This is a genomic window from Rubellimicrobium arenae (genome assembly GCF_017916275.1).
Classification (GTDB): domain Bacteria; phylum Pseudomonadota; class Alphaproteobacteria; order Rhodobacterales; family Rhodobacteraceae; genus Rubellimicrobium; species Rubellimicrobium arenae.
Genome location: NZ_JAFMST010000004.1, coordinates 298,759 through 319,288, shown reverse-complemented (window position 1 = coordinate 319,288; position 20,530 = coordinate 298,759). Strand labels below are relative to the sequence as shown.

Below are 20,530 nucleotides of genomic sequence, written 5' to 3'. Positions count from 1 at the left end.
ATGACTGTTCAATTCGACACGCAGATGCTGATCGGCCATGCCTTCGAGGCGGGCACGGAAGGGGAGGAGACGATCCTCAACCCCCGGACGGGCGAGACCATCCTGAAGCTGCCCGAGGCGGGGGCCGCGCAGATCGACCGGGCGGTGCAGGCGGCGCGCACGGCCTTTGGCACCTGGTCGCGCACCACGCCGGGGCAGCGGTCGAACCTGCTCCTCAAGATCGCGGACCGGATCGAGGCCGAGGCCGAGGAGTTCGCGCGGCTCGAGGCGATGAACACCGGCAAGCCGATCAACGCGATGCTGAACGACGAGATCCCGGCCATCGTGGACTGCTACCGGTTCTTTGCAGGGGCGGCGCGCAACATGCACGGGGCGCTGGCGGGCGAATACCTGCCCGGCCACACCAGCATGATCCGGCGCGACCCGATCGGGGTCGTGGCCTCGATCGCGCCCTGGAACTACCCGCTGATGATGATGGCCTGGAAGCTGGCCCCGGCGCTGGCGGGCGGCAACTGCGTGGTGATGAAGCCCAGCGAGCAGACGCCGCTGACCGCGCTGAAGCTGGCGAGGATCCTGGCCGAGATCCTGCCCGAGGGGGTGGTGAACATCGTCGTGGGGCAGGGCGGGTCGGTGGGCAACACGCTCATCAACCATCCGGGCATCGACATGGTGTCGATCACCGGCGACGTGGCCACGGGCAAGAAGGTGCTCCAGGCGGCCAGCAAGGGCGTGAAGCGCACGCATCTGGAGCTGGGCGGCAAGGCCCCGGTCATCGTCTTCGACGACGCCGACCTGGAGCGGGTGGTGAACGGGCTCAGGGCCTTCAGCTTCTACAACGCCGGGCAGGACTGCACGGCCGCCTGCCGGGTCTATGCGGGCCACGGCATCCACGACAGGCTGGTGGCCGAGCTGGCGGCGGCCGCGGCCTCGATCACCTTCGCCGAGCCGGACGACAGCGTGAACGAGATGCCGCCGCTGATCTCGCTGCGGCAGCGCGACCGGGTGGCGAGCTTCGTGAGCCGCGCCAGCGAGCAGAAGCACATGGAGGTGGTCACGGGGGGCGGGATGCCCGAAGGGCCGGGCTTCTACTACAAGCCCACCGTGATCGCGGGCGCCCGGCAGGAGGACGAGATCGTCCAGCGCGAGGTCTTTGGCCCCGTCGTGTCGGTCACGCGCTTCGACGACGCGGAGCAGGCGATCCAATGGGCGAACGACAGCCAGTACGGGCTCGCCTCCTCGGTCTGGACGCAGGACGTGGGCAAGGCCATGCAGGTGGCGAGCCGCCTGCAATACGGCTGCACCTGGGTGAACACCCACTTCGTGCTGGTCAACGAGATGCCCCATGGCGGCCTCAAGCAGTCCGGCTACGGCAAGGACATGTCGGTCTACGCCCTGGAGGACTACACCGCCGTCCGCCACGTGATGATCGCCCACTGAGCCTGTGTTGACACTCGGTCCGCCCAGGCGAACAGTCGGGCGGACCACAGGGAATGGAAGACCGACAATGCCCGCCAATCTGACGCTCGACTCCCTCCGCGCGGCCGTGGAGGCCGGGGAGATCGACACCGTCCTTTGCTGCGTCTGCGACATGCAGGGGCGCCTGATGGGAAAGCGATTCCATGCGCGCCATTTCCTGGACGGCGGGTACGAGGAAACGCACGGCTGCAACTACCTCCTCGCGCTTGACGTGGAGATGGCGACGGTGCCGGGCTACAAGTCGGCCTCCTGGGAGAAGGGCTACGGCGACTTCGTCCACAAGCCGGACCTGGCCACGCTGCGCCGCGCCCCCTGGCTGCCGGGCACGGCGATGGTGATGGCGGACTTCCTCGACCACCACGGGGAGCCGGTCGCCCACGCGCCGCGCAACGTCCTGAAGCGCCAGGTCGAGCGGGCGCGCGCCCTGGGCCTGGAGCCGATGATGGCGACGGAGCTGGAGTTCTTCCTGTTCGAGGAAAGCTTCGAGCAGCTCTGGGACACGGGCTACCGGACGATGACGCCGGTCGTGCGCTACAACAACGATTACGGGATCTTCGCCTCCTCGCGCGAGGAGGCGGTGATGCGGCCGCTGCGGAACACGCTGTTCGCGGCGGGCATCCCCGTCGAGAACAGCAAGGGCGAGGCCGAGGCCGGGCAGGAGGAGATCAACATCCGGTATTCGGATGCTCTCGATACCGCCGACATGCATTCCATCGTCAAGACCGCGACCAAGGAGATCGCGCACAGCCAGGGGCGGTCGGTGACCTTCATGGCCAAGTACGCGACCGACCGGGCGGGGTCGTCCTCGCACATCCACCAGTCGCTGTGGCGGAACGGGGAGAACGCCTTCCGCGACCCGGAGGCGGAGCACGGGATGTCGGCGCTGATGCGGAGCTACCTGGCCGGCCTTCTGGCCCATGCGGGGGAGTGCACGTATTTCCTGGCCCCCAACGTCAACAGCTACAAGCGGTTCACCGTGGGGATGTTCGCGCCGACCAAGGCGGTCTGGTCCACCGACAACCGCACGGCGGGCTACCGCGTCTGCGGCGAGGGCACCAAGGGCGTCCGGGTCGAGTGCCGGGTCGGCGGGGCGGACCTGAACCCCTACCTCGCGCTGGCGGCGCAGCTCGCGGCCGGGCTGTCGGGCATCGAGCAGGGGCTGGAGCTGGAGCCCGAGCTGTCGGGCGACATGTACCACGCCGAAGCCGCGCGGGAGATCCCCCGGACCCTGCGCGACGCCGCCGTGGCGCTGAACGCGTCCGAGATGCTGCGGACGGCGATGGGCGACGACGTGGTGGACCATTACGTCCACGCCGCCCGCTGGGAGATCGCCGAGTCCGACCGGCTCGTCACCGACATCGAGCTCAGGCGCGGGTTCGAGCGGCTGTGACATGATCCGGGGCCTCGACCACGTGGTCCTGACGGTGCGCGACCCCGAGCGCGCGGCGGCCTTCTACGCCCGGGTCCTTGGCCTGGATCATGTGCGGTTCGGCGACGGGCGGCACGCGCTGCGGTTCGGCGCGCAGAAGATCAACCTGCACCGGCTGGGGCAGGAAACGCGCAACCACGCCTGCATCGGCTCGGGCGACCTGTGCCTGGTCACCGACTGGCCGGTCGATGCGACTTTAGACCATCTGGCCCGTCACGGCGTGGACGTCGTAGAGGGGCCGGCAACGAAGGACGGGGCTCTCGGTCCGGTCACCTCGGTCTATTTCCGGGACGAGGACGGCAACCTGATCGAGATCGCCCGCTACGACGAGGGACTGGAATGACCGTGATCCGATGCGTCTCGCCCGTGAACGGCGAGGTTTACGCGGAACGTGAGGCGCTGACGCCCGAGCAGGCGACGGCTGGCGTGGAGCGGGCGCGCGCGGCGCAGGGGGCCTGGGCGGCCCGGCCCCTGGAGGAGCGCATCGCCCTGGTGCAGGAGGGCGTGAAGCGCCTGAACGGCCTCAAGGACCGCGTGGTCGAGGAGCTGGCCTGGCAGATGGGCCGCCCGGTCCGCTACGGCGGCGAGTTCGGCGGCCTGAACGAGCGGGCGGCCTACATGGGCGGCATCGCCGCCGAGGCGCTGGCCCCGATGGTGGCCGAGGACTCCGACCGCTTCGAGCGGCGGATCGAGCGGGCGCCGGTGGGCGTGGTCTTCGTCATCGCGCCCTGGAACTACCCCTACCTGACCTCGTGCAACACCATCATCCCGGCGCTGATCGCGGGGAACAGCGTGATCCACAAGTCGGCGTCCCAGACCCTGCTGGTGGGCGAGCGCTGGGCCGAGGCCTTTGACGGGCTGCTGCCCCCGGGCGTGTTCCAGAACGTCGTGCTGGACCACGAGGGGACCGAAGGGCTGATCCGGGCCCGGAGCTTCGGCTTCGTCAACTTCACCGGCAGCGTGGCGGGCGGCGCGGCCATCGAGCGGGCGGCGGCGGGGACCTTCACGCCGCTGGGGCTGGAGCTGGGCGGCAAGGACCCGGGCTACGTCATGGAGGACGCCGACCTCGACTGGGCGGTGGACGTGCTGATGGACGGCGCGATGTTCAACGCCGGCCAGTGCTGCTGCGGCATCGAGCGGATCTACGTGCACCGCAGCCTGTACGACGGCTTCCTCGACCGGGCGGTGGCCTGGACCAAGCAGCTGAAGCTGGGCAATCCGCTGGAGGTGTCGACCTCCATCGGGCCGATGGCGAACCGGCGCTTTGCCGACACCGTGCGGGCGCAGACCGCCGAGGCGGTGGCCGCGGGCGCGACCCCGCTGATCGGCCGGGAGGTGTTCCCGGAGGACGACGGCGGCACCTACCTTTCGCCGCAGATCCTGGTGAACGTGGACCATTCCATGCGCGTGATGCGCGAGGAAAGCTTTGGCCCCGTGGTCGGCGTCATGCCGGTCGACGGCGACGAGCAGGCGCTGCAGCTGATGAACGATTCGCCCTATGGGCTCACGGCCTCGCTCTGGACGCAGGACGCCGAACGCGCGGCGCGGCTGGGGCGGCGGATCGACACCGGGTCGGTCTACATGAACCGGGCCGACTACCTGGACCCCGCGCTCTGCTGGACGGGCACCAAGGACACGGGCCGCGGGGCGGCGCTGTCGGTGCTGGGCTATCACAGCGTGACGCGGCCCCGGTCCTATCATTTCCGCAAGGCGAAGGGCTGAGATGGCCCGCGCAGACTTCAAGGTGACGGCATGACCCTGACGGCCAACTGGTCCTATCCCACCCGCGTCCTGTTCGGCGCGGGCCGCATCTCCGAGCTGGGGGCGGCCTGCGCCGAAGCCGGCATCACGCGGCCCCTGCTGGTCACCGACCGGGGGCTGCGGGACATGGACATCACGCGCCGCGCGCTGGACCTGCTGGACCAGGCGGGGCTGGGGCGGGCGATCTTCGCCGAGGTGGACCCCAACCCGACCGACCGCAACCTGGCGGACGGGCTGCGCGCCTACCGCGAGGGCGGGCACGACGGCGTGGTCGCCTTTGGTGGCGGCTCGGGGCTCGACCTCGGCAAGATGGTGGCCTTCATGTCCGGGCAGACGCGGCCCGTCTGGGACTTCGAGGACATCGGCGACTGGTGGACGCGGGCCGACGCCAATGGCATCGCGCCCATCGTGGCGGTGCCGACGACCGCCGGGACGGGGTCCGAGGTGGGCCGGGCGAGCGTCATCACCAATTCGCAGACCCATGTGAAGAAGATCATCTTCCACCCCAAGGTGCTGCCGCGCGTCACCATCTGCGACCCCGAGCTGACGCTGGGCCTGCCGCCCGCCGTCACCGCCGGGACGGGCATGGACGCCTTCGCGCATTGCCTGGAGGCCTACTGCTCGCCGTTCTTCCACCCCATGAGCGCGGGCATCGCGCTGGAAGGGATGCGGCTCGTGAACGAATACCTGCCGCGCGCCTTCCGGGACGGCAGCGACCTCGAGGCGCGGGCGAACATGATGGCGGCGGGGTCGATGGGCGCGGTGGCGTTCCAGAAGGGCCTGGGCGCCGTGCACGCCCTGAGCCATCCGGTCGGCGCGAACTACAACACCCACCACGGCACCACGAACGCGGTGGTCATGCCCGCCGTGCTGCGCTTCAACCGCGCGGCAGTCGAGGACAAGCTGGCGCGTGCGGCGGCCTACCTGGGCATCGCGGGCGGGTTCGACGGGTTCCTGGCGCGCGTCGAGGAGCTGAACGGACTTCTGGGCATCCCCAAGGGGCTGGAGGCCCTGGGCGTCGAGGCGGCGCGCATCCCGGAGCTGGCCGCGCAGGCGATCCAGGACCCCAGCGCCGGCGGCAACCCCGTCGCGCTCACCCAGGAGAACACCGAGGCGCTGTTCGCCGACGCCATGTGAGCCGAGGCCGGGCCTGAGGTCCGAGCTCTGGGGGGCCTGCCGGGACACCGCGGCAGGCCCCTTCACGCCCGGGGCGCGCGACCTAGCGGACGATGTAGACGATCTGCCGGTTCGACGGGTCCACCACGACCGGCAGCCCGTTGACGTAAAGATAGCCGTAATTCGTGCCGGGGATGGGAACGACCTCGACCTCGGCGGGGATGCCGGCGCCCAGGACGACCTCGCCGTTCAGGTAGACGGGGTCGAGGGGGTTGTCGCGGACATAGGTCACGGCCGCGTCGTCGGCGGCGATGGCCGAGCCCGTCGCCGCCCCGAGGATCGCCCCCGCCGCCAGCGCCGCCGGCCCCCCGACCAGCGCCGCGCCGAGCGCCGCGCCCCCCACGGCGCCCGCGCCCGTGGCCTCGCCCTCGGCGCTCAGGGATTCGATCTGGAGCTGCTCCCGGTAGTCGTAGAGCACGACGGGCTGCGCCTCGAGCGTGGCGGTGAGATATTCCCCGGCGGCCCAGCCCAGCGTGCCGCCGTAGTCCACCCGGCACCAGGTCGCGTCATCCAGGCAGCCGATGACCGCCACCTCACCGTTGGCGGGGATCAGGCCAACGATCTGCTGTTCGGGCCCGGGGCCGGAGCGGAGGTTCAGGTCGGTGGCGGCGACGGCGGGGATGTCCGCGAGGGCAGGGGTGGCGGCCACGAGGGCGGCCGCCAGCGCGAGCAGGGGGCGCGAGGTCATTCGGTCTCTCCTTGGAGGCGACGGGCGCGGGGGCCCGCCAGACCGGGGACAACGTCCACCTTACGGTTCGGTTCAGGGCGGCCGGGTCGAAGACCGGTCGGTCAGGAGGCGTCGGCGGCGCGGGCCGGGCGGGTCGGGGCGCCGGAGAGGCGGGCCGCGTCGCGCCGTTCCTTGAAGGCCAGCACGTCGGCCTGCATCACCCGGCGCTGCCGCCCCACCGACACCCAGGGGATGTCCCCGTCGTCCAGAAGGCGGGTCGCCTGCATCCGCGAGATGCCGAGGATGTCCGCCGCCTGCTGGACCGACAGGAGCGCCCCCGTCGGGATCAGCGTCACGCGGTTGCCGTCCGCCACCTGGGCCAGGAGTTCGACCACGAGTTCGGCAATGGCCGGTTCCAGTCGGACCAGCGTCCCGTTCGAGGTGCGCAGCAGCACGGAGCCGTTTTCGGTCCGGGACGCGGCGAGGGTCGTCGCCACGCCGGTCGCATTGGCCATCTCCGCCTGCGTGGGGAGACGGCGAGACAGTTCCAGCACCTTACCCCTCAGGGTCATTCCGACCTCCGGCCATCAGGACCATGGACGGAAGGTAGACAGGGGGGACGATCCGATAAAGCGAGGGGCCGGAAACAGTCCAGAACCATCCACGAACAAATCACGCCAGGAAGGCCCCTGCGTGACCGCGGGAGCCTTCTGGCGCCTCAGGGCTTGGGAGCCTTGGGTGCCGGCACCCCCCTTGGGACGAGGGTGCGGCGGGATCTGCTTCGGCCCGGCGAGGCCGAACGGCGCAGGTCCATTGGGGCGGGAAGAGGCGCCACGGGTCAAGCCGGGCCGGGATGCGGGCCGCTGGCTGCGCTGAATGGCGCTGACCGGGCCGCAGGGGCGGCGGCTTCTTGCCCAGGGCGCCCGCCGCGCCGCGCCGGATCAGAGCAGGACGTTGCCGGCGCCGATCTCGTCCGCGCCCTGGATGAAGACCTCGAAGTCGGCCCTGGCGTCGCCCGTCACGTCGGCCCGGACCAGGACGCCGTTCGCCGTGGCCTTCCACCAGACCGCGTGATCCCCGGGCGTGGTGTCGCCCCAGTGGAACCGGTCGTTGGCCGAGGTTTCGGGGCGGGCGTCGATGTCCCTCAGGTCGATGTCGTCCGTGGCCCGGGTGAAGTTGAGGATCACGTCATGGCGCGCGCCCACGGCGCTCTCGCTGGTGGCATGAAAGATGAAATCGTCGCCCTTGCCGTCCGTTCCGCCGATCAGCCGGTCCCGGCCCGCGCCGCCGTCCAAGATGTCGTGCCCGGTGCCCGCGATCAGGCGGTCCGACCCGTCCCCGCCCAGCAGCCGGTCGTTCCCGGCGTTCCCCCGGAGCGTGTCGTTCCCCTTGTAGCCCTTGATGACCTCGCTGAAGTGGTTCCCGATCACCGTGTCGTCCTTGGACAGGATGCCCTTCAGGCCGCGGTCGAGCTGGTCCAGGGTCGTGCGCGCGCCCGAAAGCTGCAGGACCATGGTGCCGCCCTCGAAGAAGTCGACCCGTTCGGTGATCATCTGGCCGCCGGCGTCGTCGGCGAAGACCGTGAAGGTGAAGTCGTCGTCCGGCGATGCGAACATGATCTTGTAGCGATCGTTCCCGAGGTAGACCTGGTCGACGACCTCGGGATCGGCGTCGTCATCGTCCGGGAGCGGCGAATCGCTGATCATGTTCATGCCGTAGCCGGCGGTGTCGAAGATCTTCAGTAGCGCCATGGGGGCGGGTGTCCTTGATGCCGTGCGTCAGTCCAGCGGCCCGAAGCCGGTCCGCCGCCCGCATCTTGGCGCAGGATTTCGGGCGATTCTAAGGCGATGCGAGCCGGAGGGGGCAGGATCGCCCGGGCGGCGCCATGGTCCCTCGGGTGGGGGGCTCAGGACATGGGGATGGGGTAAAGGGCGATGACGCCGTCCGCGTCCTCGTTCACCTCGATCTCGGCGGGCTCGGCGTAGAAGCCGGGCGGGGCGGTGACGGCCACGCGTTCGGGCGACGCGCCGGTGCCGTCGGTGATGGTCACCCCGACCGACAGGCCGTCGAGGTCCAGGGTGAACTGCCGGGTCCAGGCGTCGCCGCGCAGGAAGCGGTTCACGTAGGTGACCTGGGCGAAGCAGCCCGCGGCGCAATGGGCGAGGTGAAGCTCGCTCGCGTCGTGGCGTCCGTCGAGGGCGACGCCGTAGCTGAGATCGGGACCGGCCAGGGCGAGGCTGGGCCAGAGCGCGAGGGCGGCGATGAGGCGGCGGGGCATGAGGTCTCTCCGGAGCGGGCAGGACGTCCGGAGCCGGAGAGAGGAGGCCGCCCCCCGGCGCGTGACGCGGGGGCCGGTTAGACGCGCAAAGGGGCGGAAGTTCGGTGCGAAGGCGGCAGGTCGCGGGCGGCGGCGGCTGGCGGGCCTACGCCTGCCGGGACCGGGGCGACCTGCACAGGGGCGATGCTGCGGAAGGGGAAGCCTGGCAGCCCGTAGGGGAGTCGAACCCCTCTTCCCAGGTTGAAAACCTGGTGTCCTAACCGATAGACGAACGGGCCGCGGCAGGTGGGCGCTGATTAGACAATGCCGCGGGGGAGGGCAAGGGGCCTTGCGAGCCGCCGTCGCCCGTCCGGACGGGCCATGTGGCATGGGCGCAGCAGGCCAGGGTCTGGCAATCTGCACGGCGCGACGCTGGGGTCTGGTGGGGAAGCCTGGCAGCCCGTAGGGGAGTCGAACCCCTCTTCCCAGGTTGAAAACCTGGTGTCCTAACCGATAGACGAACGGGCCGCGGCAGGTGGGCGCTGATTAGACAATGCCGCGGGGGAGGGCAAGGGGCCTTGCGCGGTTTCCCGAAGGAAACTCAGCGTCGCAGGGCCGGGGCCGCATCCTCGAGCTGGAGCTGCACCGTGCGGCGGCCCTGCCAAGTGTTGATCTCGAGCCGCCCGGCGATGTGGAACCGCCCGCTGCCCGGCAGGAGACGGGCCAGGGGACCCTCGGCCGCGCCGAAGGCGATGGCGTCGAGCCGCCCGCCCATGCCGTCGTTAAAGGCGATCTTGAGATGCCCGTTCCCGACGATCCGCTGCATCGCCACGGTAAGGTCGCTGAACGCGAATCGCGGCGAGGGGGCGGCAGCGCCGAACGGCCCCGCCTTTTCGATGGATTCCACGAGGTCGGTGCGCGCGGCCTTGGGCATCAGCAGCCCGTCGAGCGGCAGGTCCCGGGGCCCGGTCGCCCCCGCGCCCTGGCGGGCCAGCAGATCGGACAGGCGCTCCATGGCGGCGGGGAGCCGGTCCCGTTCCACCGTGAGGCCCGCGGCCATCCTGTGGCCGCCGCCGCGCAGCAGCAGCCCTTCGCCCGCGAGCCGGTGGATGGCCGCGCCGATGTCCACGCCCGGGACCGAACGGGCCGAACCCTTGCCGATGTCGCCGTCCAGCGCGATCACCACGGCGGGGCGCTGGGTGGCTTCCTTGAGGCGGGCGGCGACGATGCCGACCACGCCGGGGTGCCAGCCGTCCCCCGCCGCCCAGGCCAGAGGGCCGTCGCCGCGCCCTTCGGCCTGGGCCATGGCGGCGGCCTGGACGCCGGCCTCGATCTCGCGGCGCTCGATGTTGTGGGCGTTCAGGCGTTCGGCCAGGGCCTGCGCCTCGTGCGGGTCGTCGGTGGCCAGGAGTCGCGCGCCCAGGTCGGCCTGCCCGACCCGCCCCCCGGCGTTGACGCGCGGCCCGAGGACATAGCCCAGGTGGTAGGCGCTGGGCGCGGTGTTGAGCGCGGCGATGTCGGCCAGCGCGGCAAGGCCCGGACGCTGCCGCTTGGCCATGATGACGAGCCCCTGCCGCACCAGCGCGCGGTTGACCCCCGTCAGCGGGGCCACGTCGGCCACGGTGGCCAGCGCCACGAGGTCGAGCATGGCCATGAGGTCGGGGCCGGCTTGGCCCTGGGCCTTGAGCCGCCGGTTCGCCTCCACGAGCAGGAGGAAGACCACGCCCGCCGCGCAGAGATGGCCGAGGTCGCCCGATTCGTCCTGGCGGTTGGGGTTCACCACGGCCACGCAGTCGGGGAGGGTCTCGCCGCCCATGTGGTGGTCGAGGACGATCACGTCCGCCCCGGCCGCCGCCGCGATGGGCCCGTGGGACAGGGTGCCGCAGTCCACGCAGACGATCAGGTCATGCGCGGCGGCGAGGCGGGCCATCGCGGGTTCGTTGGGGCCGTAGCCTTCCTCGATGCGGTCGGGGATATAAAGCGTGGCGTTCCGCCCCATGCGGCGCAGCCAGGTCAGCAGCAGCGCGGCCGAGGCCCCGCCGTCCACGTCGTAGTCGGCGAAGACGGCGATCCGTTCCCCCCGCTGCACCGCCTGGAGGAAGCGGTCGGCGGCAGGCCCCATGTCGCGGAGCGTCAGCGGGTCGGGAAGGAGGTCGCGCAGGCGCGGATCGAGGAAGCCCGGCGCCTGGTCGATGCCGATCCCGCGCCGCACCAGGGTCAGGGCCAGCGCCCGATCGAGCCGGGCGTCGCGGGCCATCGCCTCGGCCAGGCGATCCTCTTCGAGGCTGGGGCCGATCCAGCGCCGGCCGGTGAGCGATTCGGAGACGTCGAGGAAGGCACCCATGGCCCGAGGTGTCGCCCGGAGGCGCCATTGATGGCAAGCCCCCGGGTCCGGCCATTCCGGCTACGTCAACGGATGGGGTTCGTGTAGCTCATCCGGCGGACCGAGCCGGTCTTGGAGCGCATGAGCACCGTTTCCACGGTGATCGAGTCGGGCGTCCGCTTGATGCCGGTGAGGAGGCTGCCGTCCGTCACGCCGGTCGCGGCGAAGATCACGTCGCCGGTCACCATGTCGTCGCGGGTGTAGACGCGGTCGAAGTTGGTGATGCCGGCCTTCTGGGCGCGGCCGCGTTCGTCGTCGTTGCGGAACAGGAGCTTGCCGTAGATCTGCCCGCCCATGCACTTGAGCGCGGCGGCCGCCAGCACCCCCTCGGGCGCGCCGCCCGAGCCCATGTACATGTCGATGCCGGTCTTGGGCTCGGCGCAGTGCATGACGCCCGCGACGTCGCCGTCGGTGATGAGCCGCACCTTGGCGCCCGTCGAGCGGACCTCGGCGATCATCTCGGCGTGGCGGTCGCGGTCGAGGATGCAGACGGTGATGTCGCGGGTGGACACGCCCTTGGAGGAGGCGAGCGCCGAGACACGCTCGGAGGGGGTCATCGACAGCGTGACCACGCCGCGCTTGTAGCCCGGGCCCACGGCCAGCTTCTCCATATAGACGTCGGGGGCGTGCAGCAGCGTGCCGCGCGGCGCCATGGCGACCACGGCCAGCGCGTTGGGCATGTCGCGGGCGGTGAGCGTGGTGCCTTCGAGCGGGTCGAGCGCGATGTCCACGGCGGGGCCCTGGCCGGTGCCGACCTCCTCGCCGATGTAGAGCATCGGGGCCTCGTCGCGCTCGCCTTCGCCGATCACCACGACGCCCTTGATGTCGAGCATGTTGAGCTGGCGGCGCATCCCGTCCACGGCGGCCTGGTCGGCGGCCTTCTCGTTGCCGCGGCCGATATGGTCCGCGCAGGCGATGGCGGCGGCCTCCGACACCCGGGCGAGGCCCAGGGAAAGCATGCGGTCGTGGAATTCGGGCTGGTCGGCCATGGGGCGGTCCTTTTGGCTGCGTCGCAGCAAGGGTTAGCCCGGGCTCGCGGGAGCGTGAAGGGCTGGGAGCGCTAACGGCCGGCCTGAAATCGCCGCCGGCCCCGGGCGACGCCCCGTCAGGTGCGCCGGAGCCCGGGGACAGAAGGGGCCGGGACGACCGGGGTCCGGCCCCAGGGGCGGGGGATCAGACCGCCTCGATGCGGATCGCCACGGGGCTGCCCGCGACGACGCCGGTGTCGGGGAAGGCGGCCATGGCCTCGTCGAGGGCGATGCGCGTCGTCCGGTGCGTGACGATGAGGACGGGAGCGGTGCCCTCCTCGTGGCCGTATTGGCGCATCCGGTCGATCGAGATGCCCGAATCGCCCAGGACCCGCGCGACCTTGGCCAGCGCGCCGGGTTTGTCGACGAGCTGGAGCCGCAGGTAGTAGGGGGCGGGCACCGCCGCCTTGGCGGGACGGGCCTTGGCCAGCGTCGCGGCGGGCTGGCCGAAGGTCGGCAGGCGGTTGCCGCGCGCGATGTCCACGAGATCCGACAGCACGGCGCTGGCCGTGGGGCCCGCCCCCGCGCCGGGGCCGCGCAGGACGATCTGGCCCACGGCGTCGCCTTCCAGCACCACCATGTTGGTGCCGCCCTGGAGCTGCCCCAGCGGCGAGGTCGCGGGCACGAGGCAGGGCTGCATCCGCTGTTCGAGCCCGCGCCCGGTCATCTGCGCCACGCCCAGGAGCTTGATCCTGAAGCCCATGTCATCGGCGCGGCGGATGTCCTCGATGGTGACGGAGCCGATGCCCTCGAGCTCCACGTGGTCGAAGTCGACCTGCGTGCCGAAGGCGATGGCCGACAGCAGCGACAGCTTGTGGCCCGCGTCGATGCCGTCCACGTCGAGCCGGGGATCGGCCTCGAGGTAGCCGAGCTGGCGGGCTTCCTCGAAGACCTCGGCGTAGGGGAGGCCCGCGCTTTCCATCCGGGTCAGGATGTAGTTGCAGGTGCCGTTCATGACGCCCATGACGCGGGTCATCTGGTTCCCCGCGAGTCCCTCGGTCAGGGCCTTGATGACGGGGATGCCGCCCGCCACGGCGGCCTCGAAGCGGATCAAGCGGCCGGCGGATTCGGCCAGGAGGGCCAGCGCCTGCCCATGATGGGCGAGCATCGCCTTGTTGGCGGTCACCACGTCATGGCCCGCGGCGATGGCGGCCTCGGTCGCCTCCTTGGCGGCGCCCTCGTGGCCGCCCATCAGCTCGACGAAGACGTCGATGTCGGAGCGGCGGGCGAGGGCGACCGGATCGTCCTCCCAGGCGTAGCCGGACAGCGGCACGCCCCGGTCGCGCGACCGGTCCCGCGCCGAGACGGCGACGATCTCGATGGGGCGGCCGGCGCGCGCGGCGACGAGCGGGCCATGGGTCTGGAGGATGCGCAGGACACCCGCCCCCACGGTGCCGAGTCCGGCGATGCCGATGCGGAGCGGTGCGGTCATGATGGCGAAACCCTCGGTCTGATTGAAGCGCGGGGGACCGTTACCCCGTCCGCCCGGTCATGGCAACGAAGCGCCCGACGGGTCGGCCCCCGGCGTCCCGCTGGCCGGATCGCGGGTCCGCAACGCTTCGGCCCGGGCCTGGAGCGCGGCGAGGCGGGCCGGGTCGGGAGGAGGCCCCGCGGCGGTCAGGGCGCCTGCGCGCGCGGCCAGCGCGTCGGCCCGGTCCGGCCGGCCCGGCCCGGGACCGGGCGGCAGGGCCCGGGCCTCGGCCACGAGCCCGGCGAGGGGGATCAGCGCGGGCGGCCGCGCCGTCCGCTCGGCCGGGTCGAGGCGGGCGTCGAGGGCCGGAAACTCCGCGCAGGCGGCGAGCGGCAGGAGAAGGGCGAGCAGGGTCGGGCGGCGCATGGCGCGATCCTAGCCCGTCCCGATGCCGCGCGGAACCCGGGCGGAGGGTCAGCAGGTCTGGCCGTCCGAGGCCCAGGGCCCGTCGTTGCCGAAGCTCCAGCAGAGGCGGGGCGCGAATCGCGGCTGGAACACCATCATGTCCGTGATTTCGAAGGCGGGGAGGCCCACCCGGAAGGCGGGGGTGTAGCGGCTCTGGGTTTCCACGAGGAGGCCGACCTCGCCGTTGAACATGGCGGGCAGGGACTGGTCGCGGATGGCGGCGAGGGTGGCGTCGGTGCGGGCGGCGCCGCTGCCCCGCACCTGCGACCAGATCACGTGGTAGCGGTTGTCGCTGCTGGTGAAGCGGAAGACCGTGACGCGCAGCATGGCCGGGCGGGCGTGGGGGGTCAGCAGGCGGTAGAGCACGTAAAGGCTGTCGAGGTATTCGGGGGTGATCGGGGCGTTCACCTCGCGGCTGAGGGCGTCGCCGATGGTGTAGGCGGCCTTTACGTCCAGGGATTCGGCGCGGAAGGCGTCGAAGAACACGAAGACCGCCATCTGGCACCAGAACAGCAGCGGCAGGATGAGCAGCATCTCGATGCTGATGCTGCCCGACTCCTCGCGCAGGAAGCGGGACAGCAGGCGGCGGGGCGTCGGGAGGCGGGACAGCGGGGGGCAGGGCGTCATGGGCGGGCTCAGCTCGGCTCGACCACGAAGGCCGCGGTGGACACGAGGGCGAAGCCGCCCCCGCCTTGCCGCAGGAGCGCGGCGCCGAGGCCGGTCGTGGGGAAGTAAGGGTCCACCAGGACGCAGGCCCGCAGCAGCATCAGGCTGTTGGACGCCCCCGGGGTGAAGGTGCGGACCGGGGCCGCCGCGTTGCCGCGGTCCAGGCAGTCCGCCGTGTCGGGCAGCATGGGCCAGGCGCGCGGGTCGATCGGGCGCATCTCCAGCCGGATCTGGCCGGCGCAATCCGGGATGATCGCGGCGCCCCGGCAGATCCGCGCCTTGAGGGCGTCGTGGGTGACGGGGCCGAGCCGTCCGAGCCGCACCTCGCGCACCGCCATGTCGAGCGCGCGGTCCAGCATCACCTGTTGCGTCAGGACCGTCCCGAGCTCGAAGGTGGACAGGAACAGCCCGAAGACGAAAGGGAAAAGGATCACGAACTCGATGGCGAGGGCGCCCTCCTCCTCGGCGAGGAAGCGTCGGAGCCAGCCGGTCATCGCATCAGCCTGAGCGCGTTGATCTGGGCGGCGATGGTGCGGAACACGGTGTCGATCTGGAGCCCGCTGGCGTCGAAGTAGTTGCTGGAGGCCAGCTGCCCGTCGTCCGAGACGCAGCGGCGGATGGCGGCCTGCCCGTTCTGGGGCGCCTCGAAGGCGATGCCGTAGACGACGATGCCCAGCCCGACGGCGCGATGGCACATCGCCTGGAGCTGGGCGTCCATGGTGGCCACCGGGACCAGGCTCCGGAAGGCGTCCATCTGCGCCTTGTAGGCCGACAGGCGCGATGCGGCGTCCCCGCCCAGCGCGCGGGCGTAGAGCTGCCAGGCGACCCACGAGGCGCGGACGCCCGGCCAGGCCGAGGTGTTGTTGCCGCCCCAAAGCTCGGCCCAGGTGAGCTGGCTGACCCCGCCGCCGGCGTTCCAGGGGCCGGTGCGCCATTCCCCCGCCCCGTAGGAGCGATGCGGCACCCAGTAGTCGTAGTTGGTCGACGGGCGGTCGATGCGGATGGACAGCGCCCCGTCCAGCGCCGAGCGGTAGACCGGCGACTGGCCGGCGCGATAGCCGGTGTTCATCTGCTCGGCCTCGAAATGCTCGCCGTCGGTCATCAGGACGACGACCTTGAGGGTGCCGGTCCCGAAGGCCAGCGGCCGACCCGCCACCGCGGCCGAGCCGAAGGCGTTGCGGAACACCGGTTCGGAGGTCGGGTCGAGGAAGGTCAGGCCCCAGCGCATCCCCGCGTTGATGGAGGTCGCGCCCACCCCCACGAGACCGTTGATCCGGCTGTGGAGGGTCGCGGCGGCGCGCGTGGGCGGCAGGACGACGTTGCCGGGCTCGTCGGGGCACCAGCGGTTGGTGGCGCGGGGGGCGTTGTCGACCGGCGCCACGTAGCCGTTGGGCATGCTGTCGGGGACGCGGTCGCCGTTGGCGTCGCCCAGACCCTCGGCGAAGGAGAAGGTGTCCACCCAGGCCGTGGCCGGCATGGACAGGTTGCGGTCGATGCTCTGCTGGCCGTAGACCGACGCCGGCAGGTCCACGCAGTTCGAGCCGGTCACGAAGCCGGGCACGCCGGCGGTGTCGGTCACGGCGTACCTGGCCCGCAGCGCCGCGCCGAGATTGACCTGCCCGTTGAACGGGACGATGGCGATGGAGATCCGGTTCTCGCTGTCGCTGGCCAGGACGGTGTCGACGAAGTTGTTCGCGGCGGTCTTGAGGTTGGCCAGCTTCTGGACGGGGTTGCCCTGGCCGTCCCGCGCCATGGAGCCCGACACGTCGAGCACCAGGACGATCTCGATGTCCTGCACGCTTTCGATCGCGGCGGCCGAGGCCGCGATGTCCAGGGTCCGCACGCCCACGAGCCGCATGAAGTCGGTGCGCAGGCTGGCCGTGGCGCTGGCCCCCACCTGCCGGCTGTTGGTGGCGATCGCCGTGGTGACGGTCCCGAGCTGCCCGCCGATGCCCGCCTTGCGGAAGTAGTCCTGGACGATGGTCCGCGTCGCCGCGGCGTCCGCCGTCTGGTCGAGCGACGAGGCGGCGAGAACGGCGCGGTCCAGGGTCGTCTGGAGCAGGGCCCGGCTGCGTTCGTGCCGCGCGATGTCCACGGCCATGCCGCCGACGATCAGCATGGCCACGAACAGGAACAGCCCCAGCACGAGCATCGACCCGTCCTCCTCGGCGGCGAAGCGGGCCAGGGCGCGGAGCGGGCGCGTGCGAGGCTGGCGCAAGGGGTCACCCTTCGGCGTGAGGGTCCGGGGCCGGGGGCCTTCGCCGGATCGAAGCGCCGCGTCAGCCATCCGGGGGACTGGTTTCGCGCCAGGATCAGCCGATAATCTCTAGGGATCCGTTAATGCCGGGCGCCGGGGCGGGAAAACCCCGGCGGTTCCCCTGGGGACGCCACCCGATCCCGGCCGGACAGGACAGGAGACGACCATGAAGGATGCCGCGATGCCCCCGCAGGAGCCGTCGTTCCGCGAATCGGTGGACCTGATGTTCACCCGCGCGGTGCGCTTCATGGACCTGCCGCCGGGGCTCGAGGAGAAGATCCGGGTCTGCAACGCCACCTACACCGTGCGGTTCGGCGTGCGGCTGCGGGGGGCGATCCACACCTTCACCGGCTACCGCAGCGTCCATTCCGAGCACCTGGAGCCGGTCAAGGGCGGCATCCGCTACGCCATGGCGGTGGACCAGGACGAGGTCGAGGCGCTGGCCGCGCTGATGACCTACAAATGCGCCCTGGTCGAGGTGCCCTTCGGCGGCTCCAAGGGGGGCCTGCGGATCGACCCGCGCGCCTGGGACGAGCACGAGCTGGAGCGGATCACCCGCCGCTTCACCTACGAGCTGGCCAAGCGCGACCTGATCCATCCCGCGCAGAACGTCCCCGCGCCCGACATGGGCACGGGCGAGCGCGAGATGGCCTGGATCGCCGACGCCTACCGCCGGATGAACACCACCGACATCAACGCCAACGCCTGCGTCACCGGCAAGCCGCTGAGCGCCGGGGGCATCCACGGGCGGGTCGAGGCGACGGGGCGGGGGCTCCAGTACGCGCTGCGCGAGTTCTTCCGCCATCCCGAGGACGTGGAGCGGGCGCGGCTCGCGGGGGGGCTCGAAGGCAAGCGGATCGTAGTGCAGGGCCTGGGCAACGTCGGCTACCACGCCGCCAAGTTCCTGAGCGAGGAGGACGGCGCCCTCATCGTCGGCATCGTCGAGCGGGACGGCGCGATCTGGTCCGACGAGGGGATCCGGGTCGAGGAGGCCAAGCAGTGGCTGATGCGCACCGGGAGCCTGCGCGACTGCCCCGGCACCAAGTTCCACGAGGAGGGCGCGGCGGTGCTGGAGGCCGAGTGCGACATCCTCCTGCCTGCCGCCCTGGAGGGCGTGGTCCACCGGGACAACGCCGCCCGCATCCGCGCGCCCCTGATCATCGAAGGGGCGAACGGCCCCGTCACCGCCGGCGCGGACGAGATCCTGCGCGACAAGGGCACCGTGGTCATCCCCGACATGTACGCCAACGCGGGCGGCGTGACGGTCAGCTACTTCGAATGGGTCAAGAACCTGAGCCATATCCGCTTCGGCCGGATGCAGCGGCGGGCCGAGGAGGCCGAGCACCTCCTGCTCGTGCGCGAGCTGGAGCGGTTGTCCGAGGACCGGGGCCTGGGCTGGACCCTGTCGCCGGGCTTCAAGGACCAGTACCTGCGCGGCGCGGGGGAGCTGGAGCTCGTGCGGTCGGGGCTCGATGACACGATGCGGACCGCCTACCAGTCCATGCGCGAGGTCTGGCACGACAAGCCCGAGGTCGGGGACCTGCGCACCGCGGCCTACCTGGTCGCGATCGGGCGGGTGGCCGAAAGCTACCGGGCCAAGGGGCTCTAGCCGGGCGGGCGCGACCCTGGGGCGATGCGGCCGGGTGACTCCCGGGGGGCCTTGGTCCCGCCGCGTCGCGCGATCTCTGGCGGGCGGCGGCGGTCTGTGGAACAAGCCCGGGCGATTCCTTTGCCTGGCTTCGAGGTTCCCGGATGAACGCGGCGCTCGCTTCCTTGTTCAAGACCCTGTTCCCCGTGCTGATCGGGGCCATCGCCATCGGCGTGCTGGCGCTGGCCGGGGCGGTGACGGTGCAGGGCGGCGGCCCGGTGCTGGGCGGCGCGGTGGCGCTGGCGGGCTTCCTCGCCATCGTGGCGGCCTTCGGGATCGTCGCGCTGCAGATCGAGAACAACCTGCTGCTCCACCGCATCGCCGAGGCCGTCGAAGGGGCCGAGCCCGCCGCCCGCCGCGGCTCCGACGCCGCCCGGCCCGCCCCCGCCCTCAAGGCGGCGCGGCCCAGTGGCCGGGTCGAGCCCGTGCTGCGGTCCGTGCGCACCCCGCCGCCCGTCACCGCCCCCGTCACCGCTCCAGTCACCGCCCCGCGCGCCGCGGACGAGAGCAGCGCCGCCTGACCCCGGCTCCCGGGGCGGTCCCCGGGCCACCCCGCGGCGCGGGACCCCCAGGGCTGCCCGCGCGTCAGGGCACGCTTGCCTTTGCGGCAGGGCCGGGGCAAACGAGCCGGAAAGGGGGCAGGGACCATGCGCTATTCGGGCTTTCGCCTGATCCGGGAAGGGTTCAGGGGCAACACGGGCTGGACACGGGCCTGGCGGGACCCGAGCCCCCGTCCCGACTATGACGCCATCATCATCGGCGGGGGCGGGCACGGCCTGTCCACGGCCTACTACCTGGCCCGGAACCACGGGATCACGAATGTCGCCGTGCTCGAGAAAGGGTATCTCGGCGGCGGCAACGTCGGGCGCAACACCACCATCGTCCGCGCCAACTACTTCCTGCCCGGCAACAGCGAGTTCTATTCGCATTCCCTCAAGCTCTGGGAAGGGCTGGAGCGGGAGCTGAACTACAACGTCATGCACTCGCAGCGCGGCCACATGATCCTGTTCCATTCGGACGGGCAGCGCGACGCGGCGGCGCGGCGCGGCAACGCCATGGCGGCGCAGGGCGACGACGCCATCCTGTACGACCGCGAGGGGGTGCGCGCCATGCTGCCCTTCCTCGACTACGAGCAGGCGCGGTTCCCGATCCATGGCGGGCTGTTCCATCCGCGCGGCGGCACGGCGCGGCACGACGCGGTCGCCTGGGGCTATGCGCGCGGCGCCGACCGGAGGGGCGTGGACCTGATCCAGAACTGCGAGGTCACGGGCATCGACATCGAGAACGGCGTGGTCCGCGGCGTCCAGACCACGCGGGGTCCGATCCGGGCCCGCAAGGTGGGGATCGTCGTCGCCGGCCGGTCGAGCCAGGTCGCCGCCATGGCCGGGATGCGCCTGCCCATCGAAAGCCACGTCCTTCAGGCCTTCGTCACCGAAGGGCTGAAGCCGGTGATCGACCACGTCATCAGCTTTGGCATGGGGCATTTCTACATCTCGCAGTCCGACAAGGGCGGGCTGGTGTTCGGCGGCGACCTCGACTTCTACGCGAGCTACGCCCAGCGGGGGAACCTGCCCATGGTCGAGCATGTGATGGAGGCCGGCATGACGCTGATGCCGATGATCGGGCGGGCGCGGGTGCTGCGGTCCTGGGGCGGCATCATGGACATGAGCCCCGACGGGTCGCCCATCATCGACCGGACCCATGTCGAGGGGCTCTTCCTCAACTGCGGCTGGAACTACGGGGGCTTCAAGGCGGTCCCGGCCTCGGGCTGGTGCATGGCGCACCTGATGGCGACGGGCCAGCCGCACGAGGTCGCGGCGCGGTACCGGCTGGACCGGTTCGCGACGGGCCGGGGATTGATGGACGAGGAAGGGACCGGGGCGCAGCATTCGCTGCACTGACCGGA

The 20,530-nt window shown here is 71.5% G+C and carries 19 protein-coding genes and 2 tRNA genes; 8 read left to right on the top strand and 13 right to left on the bottom strand.

The genetic code is table 11. The features are described from left to right. From J3P31_RS08365 to J3P31_RS08345, 5 genes are all read left to right on the top strand, one after another. Nucleotides 1–1,437 (top strand): gamma-aminobutyraldehyde dehydrogenase, encoded by a 1,437-nt coding sequence (locus J3P31_RS08365; protein ID WP_210527961.1) that lies wholly within the window; start codon nucleotides 1–3, stop codon nucleotides 1,435–1,437. Between the two features lie 67 nt (nucleotides 1,438–1,504). Continuing rightward, complete coding sequence (locus J3P31_RS08360) at nucleotides 1,505–2,866, top strand: glutamine synthetase family protein (RefSeq protein WP_210527960.1); 1,362 nt, start codon at nucleotides 1,505–1,507, stop codon at nucleotides 2,864–2,866. Nucleotide 2,867: 1 nt separating this feature from the next. Further along, nucleotides 2,868–3,248 carry a VOC family protein gene (locus J3P31_RS08355; protein ID WP_210527959.1) on the top strand — a complete coding sequence of 127 codons (381 nt, stop codon included), beginning with the start codon at nucleotides 2,868–2,870 and terminating at the stop codon, nucleotides 3,246–3,248. Then, nucleotides 3,245–4,627: an aldehyde dehydrogenase family protein gene (locus tag J3P31_RS08350; RefSeq protein ID WP_210527958.1), complete on the top strand. Its 1,383-nt coding sequence runs from the start codon at nucleotides 3,245–3,247 to the stop codon at nucleotides 4,625–4,627. Before J3P31_RS08355 ends, J3P31_RS08350 begins: the two co-directional genes overlap by 4 nt. Before the next feature lie 30 nt (nucleotides 4,628–4,657). Further along, complete coding sequence (locus J3P31_RS08345) at nucleotides 4,658–5,803, top strand: iron-containing alcohol dehydrogenase (RefSeq protein ID WP_210527957.1); 1,146 nt, start codon at nucleotides 4,658–4,660, stop codon at nucleotides 5,801–5,803. Between the two features lie 82 nt (nucleotides 5,804–5,885). Here J3P31_RS08345 and J3P31_RS08340 read toward each other — a convergent pair whose 3' ends face one another. The 13 genes from J3P31_RS08340 to J3P31_RS08280 form a co-directional block, all read right to left on the bottom strand. After that, complete coding sequence (locus J3P31_RS08340) at nucleotides 5,886–6,530, bottom strand: DUF1236 domain-containing protein (protein ID WP_210527956.1); 645 nt, start codon at nucleotides 6,528–6,530, stop codon at nucleotides 5,886–5,888. Nucleotides 6,531–6,631: 101 nt separating this feature from the next. Continuing rightward, the gene (locus J3P31_RS08335) at nucleotides 6,632–7,081 is read right to left on the bottom strand and encodes a helix-turn-helix domain-containing protein (protein WP_246849357.1); all 450 of its coding nucleotides are present in this window, start codon (nucleotides 7,079–7,081) and stop codon (nucleotides 6,632–6,634) included. Nucleotides 7,082–7,450: 369 nt separating this feature from the next. Continuing rightward, nucleotides 7,451–8,260, bottom strand: coding sequence for a calcium-binding protein (locus tag J3P31_RS08330; RefSeq protein WP_210527955.1), 810 nt, complete (start codon nucleotides 8,258–8,260; stop codon nucleotides 7,451–7,453). Between the two features lie 155 nt (nucleotides 8,261–8,415). Continuing rightward, the gene (locus tag J3P31_RS08325) at nucleotides 8,416–8,787 is read right to left on the bottom strand and encodes a hypothetical protein (RefSeq protein ID WP_210527954.1); all 372 of its coding nucleotides are present in this window, start codon (nucleotides 8,785–8,787) and stop codon (nucleotides 8,416–8,418) included. A 203-nt stretch (nucleotides 8,788–8,990) separates the two neighbouring features. Beyond that, nucleotides 8,991–9,065 (bottom strand) — tRNA-Glu (locus J3P31_RS08320). 154 nt (nucleotides 9,066–9,219) lie between these two features. Beyond that, a tRNA-Glu gene (locus J3P31_RS08315) sits at nucleotides 9,220–9,294 on the bottom strand. 73 nt (nucleotides 9,295–9,367) lie between these two features. Beyond that, nucleotides 9,368–11,110, bottom strand: a complete 1,743-nt coding sequence (gene recJ, locus J3P31_RS08310) for a single-stranded-DNA-specific exonuclease RecJ (RefSeq protein WP_210527953.1) — start codon at nucleotides 11,108–11,110, stop codon at nucleotides 9,368–9,370. Between the two features lie 65 nt (nucleotides 11,111–11,175). Beyond that, nucleotides 11,176–12,138 (bottom strand): class II fructose-bisphosphatase, encoded by a 963-nt coding sequence (glpX, locus tag J3P31_RS08305; RefSeq protein WP_210527952.1) that lies wholly within the window; start codon nucleotides 12,136–12,138, stop codon nucleotides 11,176–11,178. Between the two features lie 184 nt (nucleotides 12,139–12,322). Next, nucleotides 12,323–13,609 carry a homoserine dehydrogenase gene (locus J3P31_RS08300; RefSeq protein WP_210527951.1) on the bottom strand — a complete coding sequence of 429 codons (1,287 nt, stop codon included), beginning with the start codon at nucleotides 13,607–13,609 and terminating at the stop codon, nucleotides 12,323–12,325. 57 nt (nucleotides 13,610–13,666) lie between these two features. Further along, the gene (locus J3P31_RS08295; RefSeq protein ID WP_210527950.1) at nucleotides 13,667–14,014 is read right to left on the bottom strand and encodes a hypothetical protein; all 348 of its coding nucleotides are present in this window, start codon (nucleotides 14,012–14,014) and stop codon (nucleotides 13,667–13,669) included. A gap of 48 nt (nucleotides 14,015–14,062) precedes the next feature. Beyond that, a complete protein-coding gene (locus J3P31_RS08290; RefSeq protein WP_210527949.1) occupies nucleotides 14,063–14,680 on the bottom strand; it encodes a TadE/TadG family type IV pilus assembly protein in 618 nt (205 codons plus the stop codon). A gap of 8 nt (nucleotides 14,681–14,688) precedes the next feature. Further along, complete coding sequence (locus J3P31_RS08285) at nucleotides 14,689–15,213, bottom strand: TadE/TadG family type IV pilus assembly protein (protein WP_210527948.1); 525 nt, start codon at nucleotides 15,211–15,213, stop codon at nucleotides 14,689–14,691. Continuing rightward, a complete protein-coding gene (locus J3P31_RS08280) occupies nucleotides 15,210–16,937 on the bottom strand; it encodes a Tad domain-containing protein (protein WP_210527947.1) in 1,728 nt (575 codons plus the stop codon). Before J3P31_RS08280 ends, J3P31_RS08285 begins: the two co-directional genes overlap by 4 nt. 205 nt (nucleotides 16,938–17,142) lie before the next feature. Here J3P31_RS08280 and J3P31_RS08275 point away from each other — a divergent pair, with 205 nt between their 5' ends. The 3 genes from J3P31_RS08275 to J3P31_RS08265 all read left to right on the top strand — a co-directional run bounded on the left by J3P31_RS08275 (nucleotide 17,143) and on the right by J3P31_RS08265 (nucleotide 20,525). Next, nucleotides 17,143–18,585 (top strand): Glu/Leu/Phe/Val family dehydrogenase, encoded by a 1,443-nt coding sequence (locus J3P31_RS08275; RefSeq protein WP_210527946.1) that lies wholly within the window; start codon nucleotides 17,143–17,145, stop codon nucleotides 18,583–18,585. Between the two features lie 143 nt (nucleotides 18,586–18,728). Beyond that, complete coding sequence (locus J3P31_RS08270; protein ID WP_210527945.1) at nucleotides 18,729–19,145, top strand: hypothetical protein; 417 nt, start codon at nucleotides 18,729–18,731, stop codon at nucleotides 19,143–19,145. A gap of 126 nt (nucleotides 19,146–19,271) precedes the next feature. Then, the gene (locus J3P31_RS08265) at nucleotides 19,272–20,525 is read left to right on the top strand and encodes a sarcosine oxidase subunit beta family protein (RefSeq protein ID WP_210527944.1); all 1,254 of its coding nucleotides are present in this window, start codon (nucleotides 19,272–19,274) and stop codon (nucleotides 20,523–20,525) included. The last annotated feature ends 5 nt before the right edge of the window (nucleotides 20,526–20,530 follow it).